14 protein-coding genes and 2 tRNA genes are annotated in these 20,359 nt (G+C 49.4%); 6 read left to right on the top strand and 10 right to left on the bottom strand.

The window, feature by feature from the left end; genetic code table 11:
• Positions 1 to 57: 57 nt before the first annotated feature.
• Entirely contained in the window at positions 58 to 486 is a 429-nt protein-coding gene (locus tag FPG75_RS05220) for an EthD family reductase (RefSeq protein ID WP_143305601.1), read from the top strand.
• A 36-nt stretch (positions 487 to 522) separates the two neighbouring features.
• Here the strand turns inward: FPG75_RS05220 and FPG75_RS05215 are convergent, their stop codons facing one another.
• The 3 genes from FPG75_RS05215 to FPG75_RS05205 all read right to left on the bottom strand — a co-directional run bounded on the left by FPG75_RS05215 (position 523) and on the right by FPG75_RS05205 (position 3,858).
• On the bottom strand, positions 523 to 1,092 hold the full coding sequence (locus FPG75_RS05215) for a DinB family protein (RefSeq protein WP_143305599.1): 570 nt from the start codon (positions 1,090 to 1,092) through the stop codon (positions 523 to 525).
• 108 nt (positions 1,093 to 1,200) lie between these two features.
• Positions 1,201 to 1,273, bottom strand: a tRNA-Lys gene (locus FPG75_RS05210).
• A gap of 131 nt (positions 1,274 to 1,404) precedes the next feature.
• Positions 1,405 to 3,858, bottom strand: coding sequence for a glutaminase family protein (locus FPG75_RS05205; RefSeq protein ID WP_143305598.1), 2,454 nt, complete (start codon positions 3,856 to 3,858; stop codon positions 1,405 to 1,407).
• Between the two features lie 99 nt (positions 3,859 to 3,957).
• On the opposite strand from FPG75_RS05205, the gene FPG75_RS05200 reads away from it, so the two are divergent.
• Positions 3,958 to 4,479, top strand: coding sequence for a toxin-antitoxin system YwqK family antitoxin (locus FPG75_RS05200; protein WP_143305596.1), 522 nt, complete (start codon positions 3,958 to 3,960; stop codon positions 4,477 to 4,479).
• Positions 4,480 to 4,622: 143 nt separating this feature from the next.
• Here FPG75_RS05200 and FPG75_RS05195 read toward each other — a convergent pair whose 3' ends face one another.
• Positions 4,623 to 6,941: a family 20 glycosylhydrolase gene (locus tag FPG75_RS05195; RefSeq protein WP_143305594.1), complete on the bottom strand. Its 2,319-nt coding sequence runs from the start codon at positions 6,939 to 6,941 to the stop codon at positions 4,623 to 4,625.
• 150 nt (positions 6,942 to 7,091) lie between these two features.
• Between FPG75_RS05195 and FPG75_RS05190 the strand changes: the two genes are divergently transcribed.
• Together FPG75_RS05190 and FPG75_RS05185 are read left to right on the top strand one after the other, a co-directional pair.
• Entirely contained in the window at positions 7,092 to 7,922 is an 831-nt protein-coding gene (locus tag FPG75_RS05190; RefSeq protein WP_143305592.1) for an MBL fold metallo-hydrolase, read from the top strand.
• Between the two features lie 55 nt (positions 7,923 to 7,977).
• Positions 7,978 to 8,050: transfer RNA gene (locus FPG75_RS05185), tRNA-Lys, on the top strand.
• Positions 8,051 to 8,435: 385 nt separating this feature from the next.
• On the opposite strand, the gene FPG75_RS05180 is transcribed toward FPG75_RS05185, so the two are convergent.
• The 3 genes from FPG75_RS05180 to FPG75_RS05170 form a co-directional block, all read right to left on the bottom strand.
• On the bottom strand, positions 8,436 to 11,618 hold the full coding sequence (locus FPG75_RS05180) for an efflux RND transporter permease subunit (protein ID WP_143305590.1): 3,183 nt from the start codon (positions 11,616 to 11,618) through the stop codon (positions 8,436 to 8,438).
• 76 nt (positions 11,619 to 11,694) lie between these two features.
• The gene (locus FPG75_RS05175; protein ID WP_143305589.1) at positions 11,695 to 12,807 is read right to left on the bottom strand and encodes an efflux RND transporter periplasmic adaptor subunit; all 1,113 of its coding nucleotides are present in this window, start codon (positions 12,805 to 12,807) and stop codon (positions 11,695 to 11,697) included.
• A gap of 129 nt (positions 12,808 to 12,936) precedes the next feature.
• Positions 12,937 to 13,224: an ArsR/SmtB family transcription factor gene (locus FPG75_RS05170; RefSeq protein ID WP_143305587.1), complete on the bottom strand. Its 288-nt coding sequence runs from the start codon at positions 13,222 to 13,224 to the stop codon at positions 12,937 to 12,939.
• A 187-nt stretch (positions 13,225 to 13,411) separates the two neighbouring features.
• On the opposite strand from FPG75_RS05170, the gene FPG75_RS05165 reads away from it, so the two are divergent.
• Positions 13,412 to 16,564, top strand: coding sequence for a TonB-dependent receptor (locus FPG75_RS05165; protein WP_143305585.1), 3,153 nt, complete (start codon positions 13,412 to 13,414; stop codon positions 16,562 to 16,564).
• 171 nt (positions 16,565 to 16,735) lie between these two features.
• The gene (locus FPG75_RS05160; RefSeq protein WP_143305583.1) at positions 16,736 to 17,932 is read left to right on the top strand and encodes a winged helix-turn-helix domain-containing protein; all 1,197 of its coding nucleotides are present in this window, start codon (positions 16,736 to 16,738) and stop codon (positions 17,930 to 17,932) included.
• Here FPG75_RS05160 and FPG75_RS05155 read toward each other — a convergent pair.
• Genes FPG75_RS05155 through FPG75_RS05145 form a run of 3 tightly spaced genes read right to left on the bottom strand, consistent with a single transcriptional unit; the run spans position 17,929 to position 20,357 of the window.
• Positions 17,929 to 18,807: an alpha/beta hydrolase family protein gene (locus FPG75_RS05155; protein ID WP_143305581.1), complete on the bottom strand. Its 879-nt coding sequence runs from the start codon at positions 18,805 to 18,807 to the stop codon at positions 17,929 to 17,931. The two genes, FPG75_RS05160 and FPG75_RS05155, sit on opposite strands and share 4 nt — an antisense overlap.
• Positions 18,808 to 18,823: 16 nt before the next feature.
• Positions 18,824 to 20,011, bottom strand: a complete 1,188-nt coding sequence (locus tag FPG75_RS05150) for an exo-beta-N-acetylmuramidase NamZ family protein (protein ID WP_143305579.1) — start codon at positions 20,009 to 20,011, stop codon at positions 18,824 to 18,826.
• Between the two features lie 10 nt (positions 20,012 to 20,021).
• Positions 20,022 to 20,357 (bottom strand): HopJ type III effector protein, encoded by a 336-nt coding sequence (locus tag FPG75_RS05145; RefSeq protein ID WP_143305577.1) that lies wholly within the window; start codon positions 20,355 to 20,357, stop codon positions 20,022 to 20,024.
• Positions 20,358 to 20,359 lie beyond the last annotated feature (2 nt).

Below are 20,359 nucleotides of genomic sequence, written 5' to 3'. Positions count from 1 at the left end.
AAACAGCTATCAAGCGCGATAGAAATAACTGATAATTTAACTTAAAGTTCGCTAATCATGAATTTCAAACTGATCGTATCATTCTTACTTTTAACTAATTGCTTTGTTGCATTTAGTCAAGACAAGAGATCTGAAAAATCAAAAAAACACGACATGACTATTACTGAGAAAGGCTTAATTAAGATATCCGTGATGTATCCTTATGCCGAGGGTAAAACCTTTAATATGGAGTATTATGAAACTAAGCACATGCCCATGGTAGCGCGTGTTTTAGGGTCAAATCTGGTTAAATATACTGTTGAAAAGGGGCTTCCCGATGGTGTTCCCAACCAGCCTTTACCCTTTATAGCCATTGGCACATATTATGTAAAAAGCCTGAGTGATTATCAAGCGGTGATCACTCCGAATAGAGATGCGATTCGTGCAGATTTTGTAAACTTCACTAATATCATTCCTGTCATTTTTGTGAGTGAAGTCATAAAATAAAACTGGTTTTTATCAAAACAAATTTCTAATCTACTTTTATTTTTCAATTGTTGTTGGAGGTGGTATTATGCCGCAGAGCCTCAAGTATATTGCCATCTGGCCATAGTGTTCATTCGCATGGGTGAGTGCATAAAAGATCAGATCAAGACGTGGCAGTTTACGCCACCTGAACTCCATCATATCCATGGCATTGCGGTCATTGATAGTAGCTATCGCCTTACGACCAATAGCAAATGAACTTTTCAGGTATGCGATGACTTCTTTCTTAGTGGTAATACTTTTAGGCCCATTGACATCTTCAATATCAGCACGGACAGAATCTCCCGTAACCGCGCTCCAGATCAGGATATTATCCGTCGCCAGGTGCATAATCTGTCCCGCGAAACTACGAACACCTTTAAAATTGCTGCCATTGATGCGCAGCTCCTCTGGTGTAAAATTGTATTTACTCTCAGGCATCGCTTCTGCAGAAGAAAGAATGTCGCCTTCTATTTTGTTAAACAGCCTTTCTACTGCAGCGCTCATTGATGACTGCGCACTGGATATAAGAGGAAAGATAAGACAGATAATAAGCATCAGATAACGAGAAAGGATTAATTGACGCATAAAGAGGGATTATGGTAATGAAGATAAGTAAAATAATTGCCCGAACTGATGGGGTATATCAAAAAATAAAAAACCTCGCGCGTTTGCACGAGGTTTGTAAAATGCCAGTGATCCCGCTGGGACTCGAACCCAGGGCCCATACATTAAAAGTGTATTGCTCTACCAACTGAGCTACGGAATCATTCCCTTTCGTTAAGGGAGTGCAAAGATAGAAATTATTTTTTCTCTTCCAAATATTATTTGCTTCATTTCTAATTATTTACCTCTGCGGGTTTTACTGCATGCATTTCAAACGGGCTACAGCAGCGAGTTTCAGCGTTTGCTAAATTTTTCTTCCAACAGCTTCATAAAGTAGCCTCCTACCACACTACGCGCCTGGAAGCCTACTTTTTTGCCGTCTGTCGTTTCGTGCCAGTCGCTCAGTGGGACGCGTGTAGGCGTTTCCGTTACATAGCGATATACTGGTTCAATGAGCGCATCGAAAGCTGCGCGGTCATTGGCCAGCACGGCGGTCCAGAGTATCCAGTCTGATTTGGTGTAGGTCTTGCGGCTATCGAGCGGCAAGCCGAAAGCCTGCTGATGCCGCAGGTAGTAGACCACTTCTTTCTGATACACTTCCTCCGGGAAAAGGTGGAAGCCGAGTACCTTATCCCATACCAGGTTGTATTTCTGGCTCCAGGTATTATGGCCTTCGAAGGTGAGGGAGTAGTGATCGCCATCGTTGGCGAGAGCAGTCCATTTGGCGGCCATCGCTTTGGCGCTATCGGTGAAACGTGCGGCAGTAGCGGTTTCTCCCAGCTGCTGCGCAAGCATGGCATAGGCGCGCAAACCGGCGATCGCTTTCAGCGACAGGTTAGTATTACGTGCAAGATGCCCGGCGAAATCGTCGGTGCAAAGCTGGTTGGCCGGGTCGAAACCTGCGGTGAGCAAGTATTCCGCCCAGGTGCTCAAAGTTTTCCAATGTGCCTTTGCATAGCGCGCATGGCCTTCCGCACGGGCGATGGCGCCGGCGAGGATCAGCATATTACCCGATTCTTCTACCGGCATATCTTCTCCGTAAACTTGCCCGTTGGCCAATGGATAAGTGCCGAGATCGTGCGCTGCAAAGGGTTTGGTGTAACGGCCGCTTTCAGAATAATAGAAGATGCCATTCATCATCCCCTTCATCAGTTCAGGATTATAGAGCAGGTATAAGGGGGCAGATGGATAGGTGACATCAACGGTATTGATACAACCATTACTGAAATTTTCTTTGGAGAGGAACAGCAAAGTGCCGTCGGTGGCACGTACCAGCTTATGTGCGGCAATACTCTGACGATAGGCCAGCTCGCATAGTTTGGCATAAGTTTCACCGCCGGCGCGCTGCGCATCGTTATGCAATTGTTTGTTGAACGCCTCGCAACGGGCGATCACCTCCGGATAGCCGGCAGCAGCGGCATTCAGCTGCTGTTCGATCGTGCGCGATGGATCATTCTTCCACCAGGCTTTGAGTCGCTGCCCGAAATACTCGATGGCATAAATATCATCGTATCCCAACAGGAATAATTGACTTACAGGCTTCGCTCCTACTTTGCCCAGCAATACGCTGGTACCCAGCACGAGATCCTTGCGCGATGCAGTTGCCGGCGCGGGCTTGCCCTGCGCAAATAGTTGCATGGCAATACCGGCTGGCGCCACCCATTGTTGCGGATGGGAAGCGGTGGCTGTGGCCACATACATCTGTCCCCAGTCGATGCGCAGGTCGTCTCCCTTCTTTTTCAATACGGGCTGCTCTTTGCTGCCGGCCCTGAGCAGCGACAGTTTACCACTGGTGGCTTGTGCGGTCGCTACTTCCTGCGAAGGCTGATTCACACAAACATTGGTGCTGGCGCCGAAGTATACGGCCACCTCGTGCGGCGCGCCATCTTTCGATACTGCTTCATAATTGATATAAGATACCGGGCGGGATAATAAGTCGAGATCATTCAGCAGCAAGGGAGAGGTGAACGTGAGTGATACCGCTGCTTTGCCACAGTCGAAATGATAGATCGTTTGGGTGGCGTTGATCGTTACGCCGGTTTGTACAGCGGCCTGTATAGGTGCGCCGGCGGATTTTTGCAAGTGGTAGATGCCGGCATCGAGGAAAGCGCCGCCGGCGGTGTTCTCGATGTGAATGGCCAGCACATTGCCTTTGGGCTTCAGTCGCTTTTTCGCGGCATCGCTGATGGGAAAGTATTGGTATTTCGATAACCATCCTTTGTGCGCATAGATCTCTTCTCCATTCATATATACGTGCACGTTATCATCGTGGTTAATGCGCAGTGCAAGGTCTTCTGCCGGAATCCGCGCCAGGTCGAAGCTGCGGCGTACCCAGAGATCGTGGCTGTTCCAGTGGGTGCCACCGGGAATGGCCTGGTCGCTGAAAGGCATGAAACCCTGTTGCCAGGAAGCATCTTTGAAGCCGGGCTGCATCCAGCCATCAGCGGGCATTTCCGTGGTATACTTTACGGATGCGCGCTGTGTTTCTGCTGTGGGCAGAACGCTGGTATAGGTCAATGATTCAGCGCCAAGTACGCGATAGGTCACGCCATCTACTTTCACCAGTCCGGTGAGCGACTGCTCCGCGCCGGTCCAGTGGCAGGTGGCGCTGGCGTTCAGCGTGTCGCTGACCGACCAGATACTGAAATAAGGATCATGCGTGATCAACGGATAAGCGGGCGCCTGCTGCTGGGCCAACAAGTGCAAACCGGGTAACAACAGGAGCAATAGTGCCGGAAATTTCTTCATAACATGGAATTGTCTAGTCTGACGAAAACTAGAAATTTTCCCCGTGGAATCATAACCGTTGATATAAAAAGATATAATTTGGACACAAATTTTACAGAGATGAGAACAGTGATACGCTTGCTGACCGGTACTTTGCTATGTACGGGCTGCCATCAGCCGCAAACAGAGGTAGCGCATGAGATGTGGTACAATAATACCAAGGCAGTGATCATTGATCAGGCGTCTGTGGAGGCCGACAGCGTGGCGTATACGTTCAATGCCGACAGCAGCCGGAAGATCATTCAGGACTATCACCAGCAACATCTGCTGATCACGCGCGGCTTTCAGCAGGGTAACCTGCAATACGAGATCTATTACAGCAAGCAGGGAGATTTTGAGTGGAGAAGAGAATTATGCGAGAACGGGCAGCCTGCCTTTGAAGGCATCTTCTATAAAAACGAGGGCTATGGCCTCACCACCTGGTACAATTGCGATGGCAATATCCGCGAACAGGGCGTGCGCCTGAAGAATGAAAAAGCCGGCGCCTGGAAAACCTGGAACGACTCTGCCCGTTCACTCCAACAAACCCGTTATACGCCTGGCCCGTCTATGGACGCTTTTCCGAAGATCAATAAATTCTAAAAAAAAGCGCAGACCCTGCGTATCGCCTTGGAGGCCCTGAGAAGCCTTGTCAGTACGATACCGGATCTACGCGTATCTTACATCTCTTTTATGAATGTTGTTGGAGGAGCGCAAAAATACATATTTGCGCGGAAATCACACAATTAATCTCTGTGTGAAAACCACTCATCCGGCACGGGTTGCAGCTTGCTGCCATTCACGCTGTATTCCAGTTTAAGCGTGAACCCGCCGCCACCTTCCACGAAGACGATCTGGAAGGGATGCTGTCCTTTTTGCAGGGCTACCTGTCCGCTTTTTGTTACCGGCGCATGCCAGCCGTCGTTGTTCACCACTTCATTGCCGCCGATATAGAGGATACCGCCGTCATCACAGGTGAGGTAGAAACTGTAGATGCCTGTTTCCGGGATGTTGATATGACCATCCAGTTTGGCGCCAAAGGCTTTACCACCGCGGCCCAGCGCCTCCGGGATGCTGGCATTGGCAGTATGTAATATGCTGTCGGGGCTGGCTTTGATCTTGGTCGCGCTTTTGAAAGCGCCCTCGTAGAAGCCCAGCTGGAGGCCGGGTTTCGTGCCTGTCGCCGCCACTGGCGCCTGGTACGATTGCTGGCGGTAGCGCAGCGTATAGATATCGCCACGGTTGCCGGCGGCGCTGAACGCCGCCACCTTCAGCGTTACGGGCTTGGTGATATTGAGCGGATGCGGCAGCTCCGGTGAATGACTATCAGGCAATGAGCCATCGGTGGTGTAACGCACGCTGAGGCCCGGTAGTGGCTTGTTCACCAGTAATTGACCACTATCTACAAACACATTATCCTCGGCAAAACCGTCGAGGTCCGGCAGCCGGTAGTGTACGCCGAGACGGTCCAGGCGGGTGAAATGTTCGTTTAGGCGTTGGAGGTAGTCGTCGTAATGCTGCTGATGTGTCCACAGCACTTCAGCGAGAGCGGTCATGCGGGGCATGAACATGTAGTCTGCACGTTTTTCGGAAGGGATCCACTCTGTCCAGATATTAGCCTGGGCGCCGATGATCGCCTTGCCTTCTTCCGGTGTCAGCATTTTGGGTACCGGCTCAAAATGATATACGTTGTATACAGCATTGCGATCAGGCGTATAATCGAAGTACAGCGGGTTTCCGGGCGTCATGATCACTTTGTTGCCATGGCGCGCAGCGGTTACAGGCGCCTGGGGCACCCAGGAGCGCCAGTACATCAGCACCGCGGTGGGGCTGATGCCGCCTTCGAGTATTTCGTCCCATCCGATCAGCTTCTTGCCTTTGGAGTTAAAGAATTTCTCCATACGTTTTACGAAATAACTTTGCAGCTCTTCTACATTCTGAATGTGCTGCGCGCGCATCAAATCCTTGCAGGCAGCGGATTGCGCCCAACTGCTCTTCTCCACTTCATCTGCTCCCAGGTGCATATAGGGAGAAGGGAACAGGGCAGCGATCTCCGTATATACATCCTCTGCAAATTTGAATGTAGCTTCATTACAGGGGCAGATAGGTGTGGAGAAAGTTTTGCCCCAACCGGTTTCAGTGCTGCAAGCCAGGTAGGGATAGGCTTTGATGGCAGCCATCATGTGACCGGGCATATCAATTTCCGGGATGATCTCGATATGGCGATCGGCCGCATAGGCGATTACATCGCGCATTTGCGCCTGTGTATAGAAGCCGCCATACAGTGTTTTACCATCTTTGTGGATGATGTGCTGCTGATCGATCGCGAAGTCAGGATTCTCTTTCGCCTTGCTCATGCATACGGAGTCCTGGTTGTTGAATTCGCGCCAGGCGCCCTGTGCGGTGAGCAGCGGGTATTTCTTTATCTCGATGCGCCAGCCCTGGTCGTCGCTCAGGTGCAGGTGCAGCTTGTTCATTTTGTAGAGCGCGAGCAGGTCGATAAATTTTTTGAGATAATCGACGGAGAAGAAATGCCGGGATACATCGAGATGCATACCTCTCCAGGCGAAGGCGGGATGGTCTTTGATGATCACGGCGGGCACTTCCAGTTTGCTCATGCTGCCCATGCGTTGTCCTTCGATGGCGGGCGGCAGCAGCTGACGGATAGTTTCCACCGCGCGGAACATGCCTGTTGGCGTTTTAGCGGTGATAAGCAGCTGTTGTGCGCCCACCTGCAGGGTATAATCTTCCTCTCCCGGCAGCTGGGTGTCCTGTTTCAGGACGATGGCGCCGGCAGCGGGTTTGGCGGCGACAGGCAAAGTGGCGCCCAGCCCTTGTGCTATCAATGATTGCAGCTGTGCTGTTTCATTGAAAAAGCGGCGGGCGTCTGCCGGCAATACCAGTTTGGTGTTGCGGGTGATGGTGAAGGTCCCGGTTTGCGGGATCAGTTCCTGGGGATAAGGGATGAGATGATAACGTGTGGTCGTTTCCTGCGCCTCCGCCATGGAAGCGCCCAGCAAGGTGCCGCATATGACGGCGCCGATGATCCTGATTCTTCTGAACATAGTAAATCGTTATAGCAAAAGTTCCCAAAACGGCAAATTACGTAATAAAGCGGGCATAAAACTGATGCGATCTTGCCTGATACTGCGGCAATCTTAGCGTGTTGGCTTTCTTTTTTTGTTTTGGGTAAAAACAGGTTTATTTGCATTGTCATGTCACTTTACATTACATCATTGAATTCGGGCAGCAACGGCAACTGCTACTATATCGGGAATGAGACCGAGGCGGTGTTGATCGATGCCGGTATCTCCTGCCGGGAAACGGAGCGCCGCATGCGACGCCTGGGGCTGTCGATGCAGCGGGTGAAGGCCATCTTTGTATCACACGAACATATTGATCATATCAAAGGTATCCCGGTGCTGGCGCGCAAGCATCAGCTGCCGGTATATATTACGGAAAGCACGCGCATCCACGGCAGGCTGGACCTGCAGGAGTCGCTGGCACGGCCCTTTACCGCTTATGAGCCGGTACAGGTAGGCGCATTAGCGATCACGGCATTTCCGAAATTCCACGATGCCGTAGAGCCGCACAGCTTTATGATCAGCGCTGACGATGTAAATATCGGCGTATTCACGGATATCGGCGCGCCCTGCGAGCACCTGGTGCGGCATTTCAAACAATGCCATGCGGCTTTCCTCGAAACCAATTACGACGAAACGATGCTGGAAAAAGGGCGATACCCCTACTACCTGAAGAACCGCATCCGTGGCGGCCAGGGGCATCTCTCCAATACGCAGGCGCTGGAACTTTTCAAAGCGCACCGGCCGGCATTTATGAGTCACCTCTTCCTCTCCCACCTCTCGCAGGACAATAACAATCCCGAGCTGGTGCTGGAATTATTCCGCCGCGATGCAGCCCATACGGAAATCATCGTGGCTTCGCGGCACGTTGAAACAGCGGTGTACCGTATCGGCAATAACGTATATCCGTCTGCGTTAGTACCCCAAGCCGGCCAGCAGCTTGGCTTTCCAAATTTTATTTGAAAAAAATTTGGAGGTAATAAATAATTTCCTACTTTTGCGCTCCCTTCACGGGAATGATTCCGTAGCTCAGTTGGTAGAGCAATACACTTTTAATGTATGGGCCCTGGGTTCGAGTCCCAGCGGGATCACAGAGAATCTTTAAAACCTCGCGCATGGCGCGGGGTTTTGTTTTTTTAGCTGAGTTCCTTTTGCATAACCCCGGTTTCTGTGATGCTAACTACAAGATGTAGCGTTACTTCTGTAAATTTTCCGCATCAATGCAAATGACGGCCTCGTAAGTAAGGATAATATAAAAATTTACAGTCCATGTTTTAACCACATATAGATTTTCAGAAATTTTTTTTGCCGGAAGCGGGTTCATCTTTTACTGGCATTAGTATGTGCAGTAGTCATTGTGGACATTTAGATATCAGTAAGGTCGAAGGCCGACTTCTGTTGTCCTGGCGGGATCACATTTAATCGATAAAACCCGCGCCGGGAGCGGGTTTTATTTCTTTATTTCCTTTTCATAAACTAATTACCAACCTCCGCCACCGGCTGCCAACCATGTTCACCTTTCCTTGTCACAGGTGTAATTTTCTCATGCAGATAACGGAACACTACAAACAATACCGGGATAATGAAAAGCCCCAGCACTACGCCGCTCAGCATCCCGCCGGCGGCGCCGATACTGATGGAATGATTACCCTGCGCTGAAGGCCCTGTGGCGCGCATCATCGGAATCATGCCGGCTATAAAAGCTACAGAAGTCATAATGATAGGCCGTATTCTCACCCGTGCGGCCTGTATGGCCGCTGACACTAACGATTGTCCGGCCAGCCGGCGTTGTATGGCATATTCCACAATCAGGATCGCATTTTTTGCTAACAAACCAATCAACATAATTAAAGCCACCTGTACATAAATATTGTTATCAATGCCAGCCAGCCTGATCGCCACAAACACACCGATCACACCGGCAGGAACAGACAACAACACCGCCAAGGGCATGATATAACTGTTATACTGGGCCGCCAGCAGGAAATATACAAACAACAACGATAAGAGGAAAACACCAATGGCCTGACCGCCAGATGAAATCTCTTCTTTAGTCACCCCGGAGTATTCATAGCCGAAGCCGGCAGGTAATTGCTGCGCCACTTCATCTACTGCCCTGATGGCATCTCCGGTGCTATAACCGGGCTTGGGCATGGCCATCACACCAATGCTGTTAAAAAGATTATACCGGGTAACGGTTTCAGGGCCCATCACTTCCCGGAGATCTACCAGCGAATGGATAGGCACCATTTGTTGAAGGGCGTTTTTTACGTATATCCCTTCCAGTGAGGCCGGCTCCGAGCGGTCTTCTTTCCCTGCCTGTACCATCACCCTGAAATATTTCCCGAAGCGGTTGAAATCTGATACCTGCACACTGCCAAAATACGCCTGCATTGTTTGCAGTATATCTTTCTCGCTTACCTGCAACTGCGCCGCTTTGTCTTCGTCTATCCGCATCTCCAGCTGTGGATAGTCGGCGCGGAAAGAAGTAAAGGCCATCGCGATTTCTTTTCTTTTATTAAGCGCCTCGAGGAATTTCGCAGATACTTCGCCAAATTTATCCAAAGCGCCACCTGTTCTGTCTTGCAGCACAAAATCCAGACCTTCTACATTGCCAAAGCCAGCTACCGTAGGTAGCGTAAAAACGATGAAGCGCGCTCCTTTCACGGCTTTCAGACGCTGACGGATCTCGTCCATGATGCCGTTGATGTTGTTATTACGGCCACGTTCCCCATCTTTTTTAGGTACATAAAACGCGGCGCCGGAAGAAGGGCTGCTGGCGCCCGTGAAGATATTGACCCCTGAAACAATGTTAAACACTTTCCTCGATTCCATAGGACTGATCGCTGCGGAAACAGCTTTCAGCACGGATTCCGTTCTATATAGGGAAGAGCCGGGAGGCAGGTCTACCGCTATCACGCAAAAGCCGATATCTTCCGATGGTATAAAGCCTGTGGGTGTTTTACGCATCAGTATCAGCGTGCTTGCTATCACCAGCAACAATCCGGCAAGACTGACCCATTTATGTTTTATCATCTGCCGCAATGCTTGTCCATAGCGCCTGGTCAGCTTTTCAAATGCGATATTAAAACCGGTGAAGAAACGTTGTTGAAAAGTGGTAGCCTGCCCGTTGGCGTGCGTATTTTTAAGGAACAATGCGCTCAGGGCCGGACTCAATGTCAACGCATTCACGGCGGAGATGAAAATGGCGATAGCCAGCGTAAAGGCAAACTGGCGGTAAAACACGCCCGCAGAGCCTTTCATGAATCCTACCGGTAGAAAAACAGCCGCCATCACAAGGGTAATGGAAATGATAGCGCCAGTAATGTCATGCATGGCCGATAAGGTGGCCTGACGGGGCGACAGCGCCCCATGTTCCAGCTTTGAATGGATGGCTTCTACTACCACAATAGCATCATCCACCACAATCCCTATGGCCAGCACCAGCGCAAACAATGTTAACAGGTTGATGGAAAAACCAAATACCAGCATAAAGAAGAAAGTCCCGATAATGGCCACCGGCACCGCGATAGCAGGGATCAGCGTAGAACGGAAGTCCTGCAAAAACAGGAACACCACCAAAAACACGAGTATGAAAGCCTCCACCAGTGTATGTATTACCTGGTCTATCGACCGGTCCAGCATTTCTTTGGTATAATACAAGGTTTGATGATGTAGTCCTTCAGGGAATTTCTTCTCCGCTTTTCGCATGAGTTCTTCTACCTTTATTTGTATCTCCCGGGCATTGGAACCTGGCAACTGCCATACCCTGAAGGTGATGGCTGGTCTGTCTGTAACGCCGGCCGGAATACCGTTCAGCATATTAAAGCTGCCATAGGTATAGGAGCCCAATGCTACTTTGGCGATATCTTTCAGCCGCAGCAGGGAGCCATCGGGATTAGACCTTATAATCATATTTTCATATTCTTCCGGCCTGTTGTATTTGCCTTTGTACCCGATCACATATTCAAAGGCAACAGGGCTGTTTTCTCCCAGGCGGCCCGGCGCAGCTTCCAGGTTTTTACTTTGGATTGCGGCCATCACTTCCTGCGGCGTAATGCCGTAGGCGGCCATCTGCGCGGGATTCAGCCATATTCTCATGGCATAGTCGTGGTTGCTGCCATATACGTCCACATCACCTACACCGGCTATACGACGTATTTCAGGAATAATATTGATCTGGGCGTAATTGGTCATGAAGGTAGGATCGTATCCTTTCTTTTCATCCCCGTAGAGGTTGAGCACCATCACCAGCCCGTTCTGTGCCTTGCGGGTGGTAATGCCCGCCTGCACTACTTCCGGCGGCAGCGAGCCGATAGCGGAGGCCACTCTGTTTTGCACGTTTACAGCAGCCATATCGGGATCTGTGCCGAGTTTAAAATAGATGGTGATGATCAGCGTACCATCATTACTGGAAGATGAACTCATGTAGATCATATCTTCCACACCGTTGATAGCCTCTTCCAGTGGCGGCGCCACCGAACGTAATAATGTGCCGGCATTCGCTCCGGGATAATAGGCCCTCACCTGCACCATCGGCGGGGCGATATCCGGGAAACGCTCTATCGGCAGGTTTTTCAGCCCCACTATACCCAGTATCACCAGAAGAATAGAAACAACTGTGGCCAGCACAGGTCTTTCAATAAATTTTCTAAACATCTTATATTTTTTTAACAATAAATGGCTGCATAAATAGGAAGGATTCCTTACAATATGATTTTATGGAGATAAACAGCTATTGCGCTTGCGGGTGGATATGCGCCCCCTCCTGCAGGGTTTCCAGGTTTTCCAGCACAATGCTGCTGCCTTTGTCCAGGCCCTGGCTGATGAGGTAATGGTTACCGGTAGTACCGGAAATAGTGATCTCCCGTTTATGTACCCGGCCGCTATCATCTACAATAAAGGCAAATGTTTTATCCTGTACTTCCAGGGTGGCGGCCTGCGGAATAGCAAGCGCCTGCGGGTCGGTAAACTGTAGTCTTATTTTCCCGGTGTTGCCAGCGCGCAACAAATGCTCCGGGTTGGGAAAACTGGCCCTGAGCGTGATAGCGCCGGTAGTCTTGTTAAACACACTATTGACCATATCCAGCTGCCCCGGCGACGTATATTCTTCTCCGCCAGCCAGTATGAAGTATACAGGTCGCGCCTTGCGCAACTTCTCTTCTATGCTGTTACCTGGAAGATGTTGCTTGAGTGTTACCAGTTCCTTTTCGCTGAGAGAGAAATAGACATGCACATTTCGTATATCCGACAACGTTGTTAATTCGCCCGCATCGCCAACGCTCAGCAGGCTGCCGGCTTTTTTATTCAGCCGCCCTATATAGCCGCTGAACGGCGCGCTGATGAGCGTATGATTCAGGTTGATCCTGGCGTCTGCCACCAGGGCTTCCGCCTCTTTCACCCTGGCCTGAGCCAGCTCGTGATTTGTAGTGGCTGTTTTGAGTTGCAACCCGGCCACCACTTTGTGCTGTACCAGCGGGGTCACTTTCTCTATTTCCAGTTCGGTATTGGCCAGGGTGGCTTTCGCAGCCAGCAGTGCGGCATTGGCCTTATTCAGCTGTTCGCGGTAAGTGAAATCCTGTATCTTGAAGAGTGGCTGACCAGCCGCCACAAAGGCGCCTTCATCTATGTAAATTTTTTCGAGTACCCCGTTTACCTGCGGCCTTATTTCCACGTCTGCACCGCCTTCTACGGTGGCAGGGTATTCATTGCGGATAGTGACGGTATCACTACCCACCCTGGCCACTTTCAGCGAAGGTATCGTTGTTGAGTCAACAGTCCGCTCTCCGGATGAGCATGCAGATAGCAGCACTACCACCCATGGTAGCGTAAAAGCAATCGTTTTCATAAAATATCTGTTATATTTTTTCAGTGTACCTGATCAATCGATATATATCGATTGATCAGACAAAAAATAAATCGATAAATTTCGATTAATAATTAAGAAAAAAAAATCGATCGATAAAACGGATGGTTATTAATACAAAAAACTGTTCAGATAAAAAGCATACTCACCAAATGATTCCTTATTGATTTTGTATTTGGTATTACGTCCGTCTTTCTCAAAAAAAAGCAGGTCGGCATCCACCAATTGCTTCAAATGGTGGGAAACAGTGGATTGCGCCAGATTAAACATTTCTATCAACTCCATACACACCATCCAGTCATTCTTCTTTCTAATAGCTTCCACTATCTTAAGACGGCACGGGTCTCCTAATGCCCTACCCATCAGCTCCAGCTTTTTGCTGTTGACACGCTTATTCATACAACAATATTAATCGATAATCATCGATAAAAAAAATCATTTTGACAAAGTTATCATGAAGGCATAAAAAGGATGGAGTCAGGCCAATCTATACGAAAAATAGATATAATGTTTTGTTAACATGGCATTAATGTTCTATAAATTACAGACAGGTAATTTTGCTGTTTGAATTTTAAACCATCATAAAATGATGAAACACGCTATCTGGTTATTCTGTATTACGTTAGGCATGCTGATGTGTTCGGAGGGATTTGCACAGTCCACCCTGGCAGATCTGAACGGTCAAGTAAAAGCAAAGGACGGCACCCTGATCCCAGGTGCATCCATTACTGTAAGGAATGAATCCACTGGCTTTACCAGCAGGACCCAATCAAATACCAAAGGCCACTACACCTTTAAACAATTGCCACTCGGCGGTCCTTACACCGTTACGGTATCTGCAATTGGTTTTGGCGCCCAGAAAAAGCAGGACTATAACCTGAACCAGGGAGATGTGCTTCAGGTAAATTTTGACCTGGAGCAATCTGTTTCAAACCTTGACGCTGTTACCATTGTCTCCACCTCCAATAAAAAAGCGATCGTGAATGCAGGCGCTGCTACTACCATCACTCCTACTGATATGAGCAGATTGCCTGTTAACGGAAGAAACTTCGCCAACCTGGCGGCGCTGTCGCCGCTCACCGGTAACGGCGGTAGCATCAGCGGACAGCTCGGATCTGGTACCAACTATACTATCGATGGTATGACGGCAAAGAACCCTACTTCTGCCGGCCCTACTACCTCCAGAAGCGGTGCGCCTTATTCTATCTCTATTGAAGCAGTACGCGAGTTTAAAGTGGTTACCAACCAGTATGATGTTACACTCGGCAGATCCGGCGGCGGCACCGTAAGCGCTGTTACCAAATCAGGCACCAACACGGTTTCCGGCTCGGTGTTCGGCTATGGCCGCGCTAACTGGTTGTCCAGCCCCTATGATATACGCGGCAACAAAAGGAACAACGACTACTCTACTTACCAGTTCGGAGGTTCCATCGGCGGCCCTATCATCAAAGATAAGCTCCACTACTTCTTTGCATGGGATCATCAAACAGATAACCGCTCGCTCGTAATTGCAGATGTACAATCTAATTCCGACCAGCTGGTGTATAATGTGACCAGGAACGTATTGGATACATTCGTGGATATCGCCAGAACAAAGTATGGCGTTTCCAACCATGCGCAATATGGCTCTTTCGGAAAAACACGTCAGTCTGATGCCGGCTTCCTGCGCCTGGACTGGCAGATCGATAATAAGAACCTGCTGACCATCCGCGACAACTATACTAATGATGTCAACAAACTCGGACTGATCGATAATACTGCCATCGACCTGTATGAGTCTACCGGTAACGATTTCAACAAAGATAACAGCCTGTTGGTAACGCTGCGGTCTACCATGAGCGCTAAAGTTACCAACGAGTTAAAGTTACAGCACCTGTACACCTGGCAAGCGAGCAGACAAAATGATGAATTACCTGGCCCGCTTCCAAGAGCGATCGTTGAAAACGTCACCTCTGTATTGTCTGACGGATCTACCAAGTCTACCAACATTCAGATCGGAGGACATCGTTTTGGCCAGGAAGGATTTACCAACAACGTATTCCAGCTGACTGACAACCTGTACTACAACACAGAAAAAATTAACTATACCTTCGGTATCGACCTGATGTACACACACGCCAAATCACTGTATGGCAGCGAGGTAAACGGCCGATATGTGTACAGAGGCCTGGATGCTTTCCGTAATAACACACCATACGCCTTCTATCGCGAAGTACCATTGGTAGCCGATCCCAGCGTAACTTCCAATATCTTCAATGGCGGTATCTATGGCCAGTTGCAAACAGACCTGGGCAAAGGCCTGAGCCTCACTGCCGGCCTGCGTTTCGACATGGCTACTTATCCCAAGGCTCCATTCAACCAGGACCTGTATAATGCACTGAACTTAAGCACCAACAATGGTATCAAGTCTTTTGTAATACAACCCAGGTTCCAGCTGACCTGGGATGTGAACCAGCAGCATACGGATTATATCAAAGTGGGCGCAGGTATATTCAGCTCCGATATCAACAACTATATGCTCATCAACAACCTGACATTTGATGGCAAACATTTCGGAACGGCTAACCTCAACGCCAGCTCTGTAAGTATCCCTTCTCCTGATTTCGCGGCATTCAGAAAAGACCTTTCTACCGTACCTGCTTTTACGCAGTACCAGCTGCCAGTTATCAACTACACAGGCCCTGACGCTAAAATACCTGTTGTTTACAAGGCGAATATCAACTACACCAAATATATCACCAGCCGCCTGAGAATGGGTATCTCCGCTTACCTCACCTATGGCCGCAACAACTATTTCTACATAGACAAGAACATGGTGGAAACACCTTTCTTCACGATGCCGAGTGAGGCCAACCGCGGCGTATATATTCCTTTAGACAAGATGAACACCAGCGGCGGCAGCGGCAACTACCTGGATGGCAGGATCAGCAAGGCTTTCGGCAGGGTGCTGGAACTGGTTAGCACCGGTAAGAACAATACCTACACTTTCGTATATGACATCAACTACCGTTATTTTAAAGATGGTAGCATCACCGCCAGCTATACCTGGAACGATTCCAAAGATAATTCCTCCTACAATGGTAACGTTGCCAATACAGCTACTTTAAGCTTACCGGTAGCAGATGATCCACGCAACCTGAGTAAAATGACTTACTCCGATTTACAGTTCCGTCATAAGGTAGTATTCTATGGTACATCGCCTTCCTTCGCGGGATTTGTGTTCGGCGTGCGCTTCTCCGGCATCGGCGGCACCCGTTACAGCCTCTTGTCTGGCGTAAACAGCAACCAGGATTTCGTAAGCGGCACCAACGACCTGGCTTATGTATTCAACCCGAGTGATCCCTCAACGCCTGCCGCTTTGAGAGACGGTTTGATCAAGCTGTTAAATTCAGACGCAGGCGCCAGCTTCAAAAAATATGTTGAAAAATCAGAGGGTAAAATTGCGGAAAGAAACGGTGGTATCAATGGTTTCTACGGCACCTTCGATTTAAAACTGGCTAAGTCATTCAAGGTTACCAAAAGAAGTGGTTTCGAACTTTCTGTAGATGTTTTCAACTTCGCAAATTTGTTGAACAAGAAATGGGGCGCCAGCCATAACTTCGGTAATACCGCCTTATACCGTGCTTCTTCATTCAGCAAAGAAACCCGCTCGTACAACTATTCTGTTAATACCAGCGGTATTGCAGCGCCAGGTGGAGATCCTTACCAGGTGCAGTTAGGAGTAAGGTACTTCTTCTGATAAATAAATAAACAAATAAATCGTTGTTGTCGCCAGGCTGAAGTTTCACTTCGGTCTGGCGACAGCTATTTCAGGGCATTAATGTTTGTGAGGAAAGAGGTTTTAAATTATCTTGCCGGAGGCTGGGAACAAGGACCACCAACTCGTTTTCAATCTCTTCAATCTAGTATCATGGAATCTATTGTGTTTACACAGGCACAAGCCCGCAAGATTATTCTCCATGCGGCTGGTCTTGCCCGGAAAGCGCCGTTCGGCACGGGTATCGAAGCCGTTTATCAATTGATCAACCATTTAGGTTTTTTGCAACTGGATACGAACTATGTGGTGGAGCGCGCGCATCATCACGTGCTGGCCACGCGCATTCCCGGCTATCAAACAGCCTGGCTGCAGGAGCTTTGCGACGAAGGCCGCATCTTTGAATACTTCACTTCTGATTCAGGTTATCTTCCGGATATTGACTTCCGCTATTCCCTCCCTGTGAAGGAAGCATATGTCAATAACCGGAAAGCGATGACGCCGGAAGAAATCCGGCTGATGGCCGTTGTGCTGGACCGTATAGAACGCGAAGGGCCGCTGATGGTGAGCGATTTCGAAAACGACCGGCGGGAGGCCAGCACCGGCTGGTGGGACTGGCGCCCCGCCAAGGTAGCGCTGGAGCGGCTTTACATGGAAGGGCAGCTAATGATCAGCCGCACCAAAACTTTCCAGAAAATATATGATCTGCCCCTGAACTTATTACCACCGGAAACAGACCTGCGCATGCCTTCAAAAGAAGAATTTGCCAGGTATATTATCCGCCGCACACTCGGCGCATTGGGCATCGCCTATGTGAAAGAGATCGCATGGCGGGCGCGGCGCGTAAAAGGAAACCTGGTAAAAAAAGAACTGGAAAAAATGGTAGCTGCCGGCGAAGTAAAGCTGGTAGCGGTAGAAGGACTTAAAGGCGCACCAATGTATATGCTGCCGGATCAGGAGGTGAATATCAAATTGTCCAACGATGTCTTCATCCTCTCTCCCTTTGATATCCTCAATGTTTTCCGTCACCGGTTAAAAGACTTCTTCAATTTCGACTATCAGGTGGAATGTTTTGTACCTGCCCCCAAGCGCCTGTACGGCTACTTCTCGCTACCAGTGCTGTATGGCGATACCTTTATTGCACGGATGGATGCCAAAGCCGACCGCAAAGAAAAAGTGCTGATCGTCCATAACCTGCACTTTGAAAACCTTGATCTCAAAGAAACCGTTATTGAAAAAATTATTCAGTCGCTGAAAACCTTCATGCAATTCAATCAATGCCGGAACATCGACTTCAAAAAAACCAACCGGCCAGGTTACCTGAAAACCATACGGAAAGGCTTTCCGGGCTAAAGGCTGCTTTCAAAATTTTGTTTTAAAAAATCGAGAATATCGCCGGGGAGCTGCTGGTGAAAGGCTACTCTGTCAAAACCGGGCGGATCGGTAGCAGGAAGAAAACCGGGCGTTTTCATCGCAGCCGGGAAAGGACTCTGAAAAGAAAAATGCCCCGCATTTTTCACTTTGGTAAAGCTGACTAATGAAGGATCAGTGGCTATTCTTAAAATAATTTCCGCATTCCAGGCAGGCGTAACAGGATCATGTTCTGCGGTTAGCAGCAGCACAGGACAGGAGATCTGATTAGCGGGATGATTGAACCATCCGGCGGCCGGCGCCAGCAGCACAATGGCTTTCACCCTGTTATCATGCTCCACTTCCACAGGATCGCCCGCTCTTGTGATGGGCTCGCCACCGGCCAGCGCCAGCGCTGTGTAGCCACCAATAGAATGACCGATCACCGCTATCTTATCAGCCGCAATGCTGCCCGATAAAAAAGATTCTTTCAATAAATGATCGATGGTGAGCTTGATATGCCGGGGCCTTAGTTGCAAATTCTCCACGGTGTTTTCCAGGCTGGTATTGTTGCGGTTATTGCCATAATGTTCAGGCATGGCAACAATGAAACCATTTTTCGCGAGGTAAGTGCTGATGGTCCTGTAAAGCAGGTGGGAGCCGTTGTTGCCATGCGAGATCAGCACCAGTGGAAATGCGCGCCCGCTCAGTATGGGCGCATCCATGCTTACCTCCATCTCGTAAGGGCCAAAGCTCACCGGCACAGCGGGAGTATGAGTGGGATACTGTATCAGCACCGGGAACGAAATATGCTTGTCGTCATCGGTAACTTGCAGTTGCCTGCATCCCACATATACGCCGTCTTCGATTGTTTGCATCTCTTGTTGTTGAACGTTAGGTATATATCAGGAAAGGCTGCATACGCATGGCCCAATCGCCGGGATGAAGATACGGCTTTACCGCGTTAATAAAGTCCGGCAATGCCGTATCAAAGAGCGTTTCCGCATGCGGGATGCCCGACAAAAGATCCAGGTGTTTTTTACCGGATGGATTTACATGCGTAGGGTAAGCAGCCCATTGAAAATCCTGCGGATGCAGCGCTTTGATGATCCTGATCAATAGCCAGCCGGCGGCTACGGCGAGAAAAGCGGCAGGATCTGTCACATGCAGCATCACGCCGTTGCAGGTTTGTCCGGCGTATTTACCTTCTGCGGGTGTGAACACTAACGGTCTCGCATATACGCTGCCGCTAATAGCAGGAACCATCGTATTGAACAGTTGCGCCGTTTCTTCCGCCAGCAGCCAGGGAGCGCCGGCGACGCGGAAGGGCACGGCTGTTCCTCTCCCCTCGCTGCAATTGGTGGCTTCCAGGAAACAAAGCCCCGGATATAACAAGGCCGATTCAAAAACAGGGATGGCCGGCGATAAAGGCACAAATGAGGGGTTCCAGTCGGCATAAAACTGTTGCCGCTGCCAATGGGCACATGGCATCACTTCCAGCTGGCAATGAATGCGCCTGACGCTGTTGAAGTACTGCGCCAGTTCTCCCAAAGTGCAACTATGTTTTACAGGTATCGGCCAACGGCCGATAAAGCTGCTGCAATGCACTTCATCAAGCAAGGGGCCTTCTGCCAGCATCAGATTCCCCGACAAAGGATTGGGCCTGTCGGCAATGATAAAAGGGACATTGCAAGCAGCGCAGGCTTCCAGCACATGTGTGAGTGTCCACAAGTAAGTGTAAAACCGGCAGCCAACATCAGGAATATCGAATAATACCAGGTCAATATCTGCAAGGTCGGAGCGGGAAGGCGCCAGCTGCCCGCCATATAAACTGGTCACCGGCAGCCGGGTAAGCGTATCTGTTGAATGTTCCATCGCATGCCCGTCGGCGCCGGTCGTATCAAGACCATGTTCCGGTGAAAACAATTTCACGATATTAAATCCCTGCTGTAACAATGCCGCCCGCGATGGCACAAACTGATGGGTGGTGGCCGCATGATTGGTCACCAGCGCTATGCGTTTGCGCTTCCAGTGCGGCTGTTGGGCCAGTAGCACATCGACACTGTTTAATACCTTATGCATGGAGATGATTTTAAACCAATGCCTGGCCTTCAAACGCCACGCCATCCCATCCATGCGCCATAAACTGCCGGATGTTCTGATGATCTGTTCCATCAGGGTTTTTCAATACTGCCTGATAGTGTTCTGCAAATAAATAAAGCGTATCTTCTTTGGAAAGATGGTTCAATCGCGCGAAAGCAAAAACTTTGGCGCTACCCTGGTTTTGTGTAGCCTCATTATAAGCATCCCCGTTTTTAAAGGCAACAGGCTGATGGCGGTACTGGCTTTCTATCAGCTCAATCACATCTTTAAACAAGAGCTTATGGTCTTTTAACTTTCCAATCAGTGTGGTCAATTGCTCGTTCATGC

This window comes from Chitinophaga vietnamensis, from assembly GCF_902167635.1.
GTDB lineage: Bacteria > Bacteroidota > Bacteroidia > Chitinophagales > Chitinophagaceae > Chitinophaga > Chitinophaga vietnamensis.
Note: the sequence above shows the minus strand (reverse complement) of the source record. Positions and strands in the feature narration are given on the sequence as shown.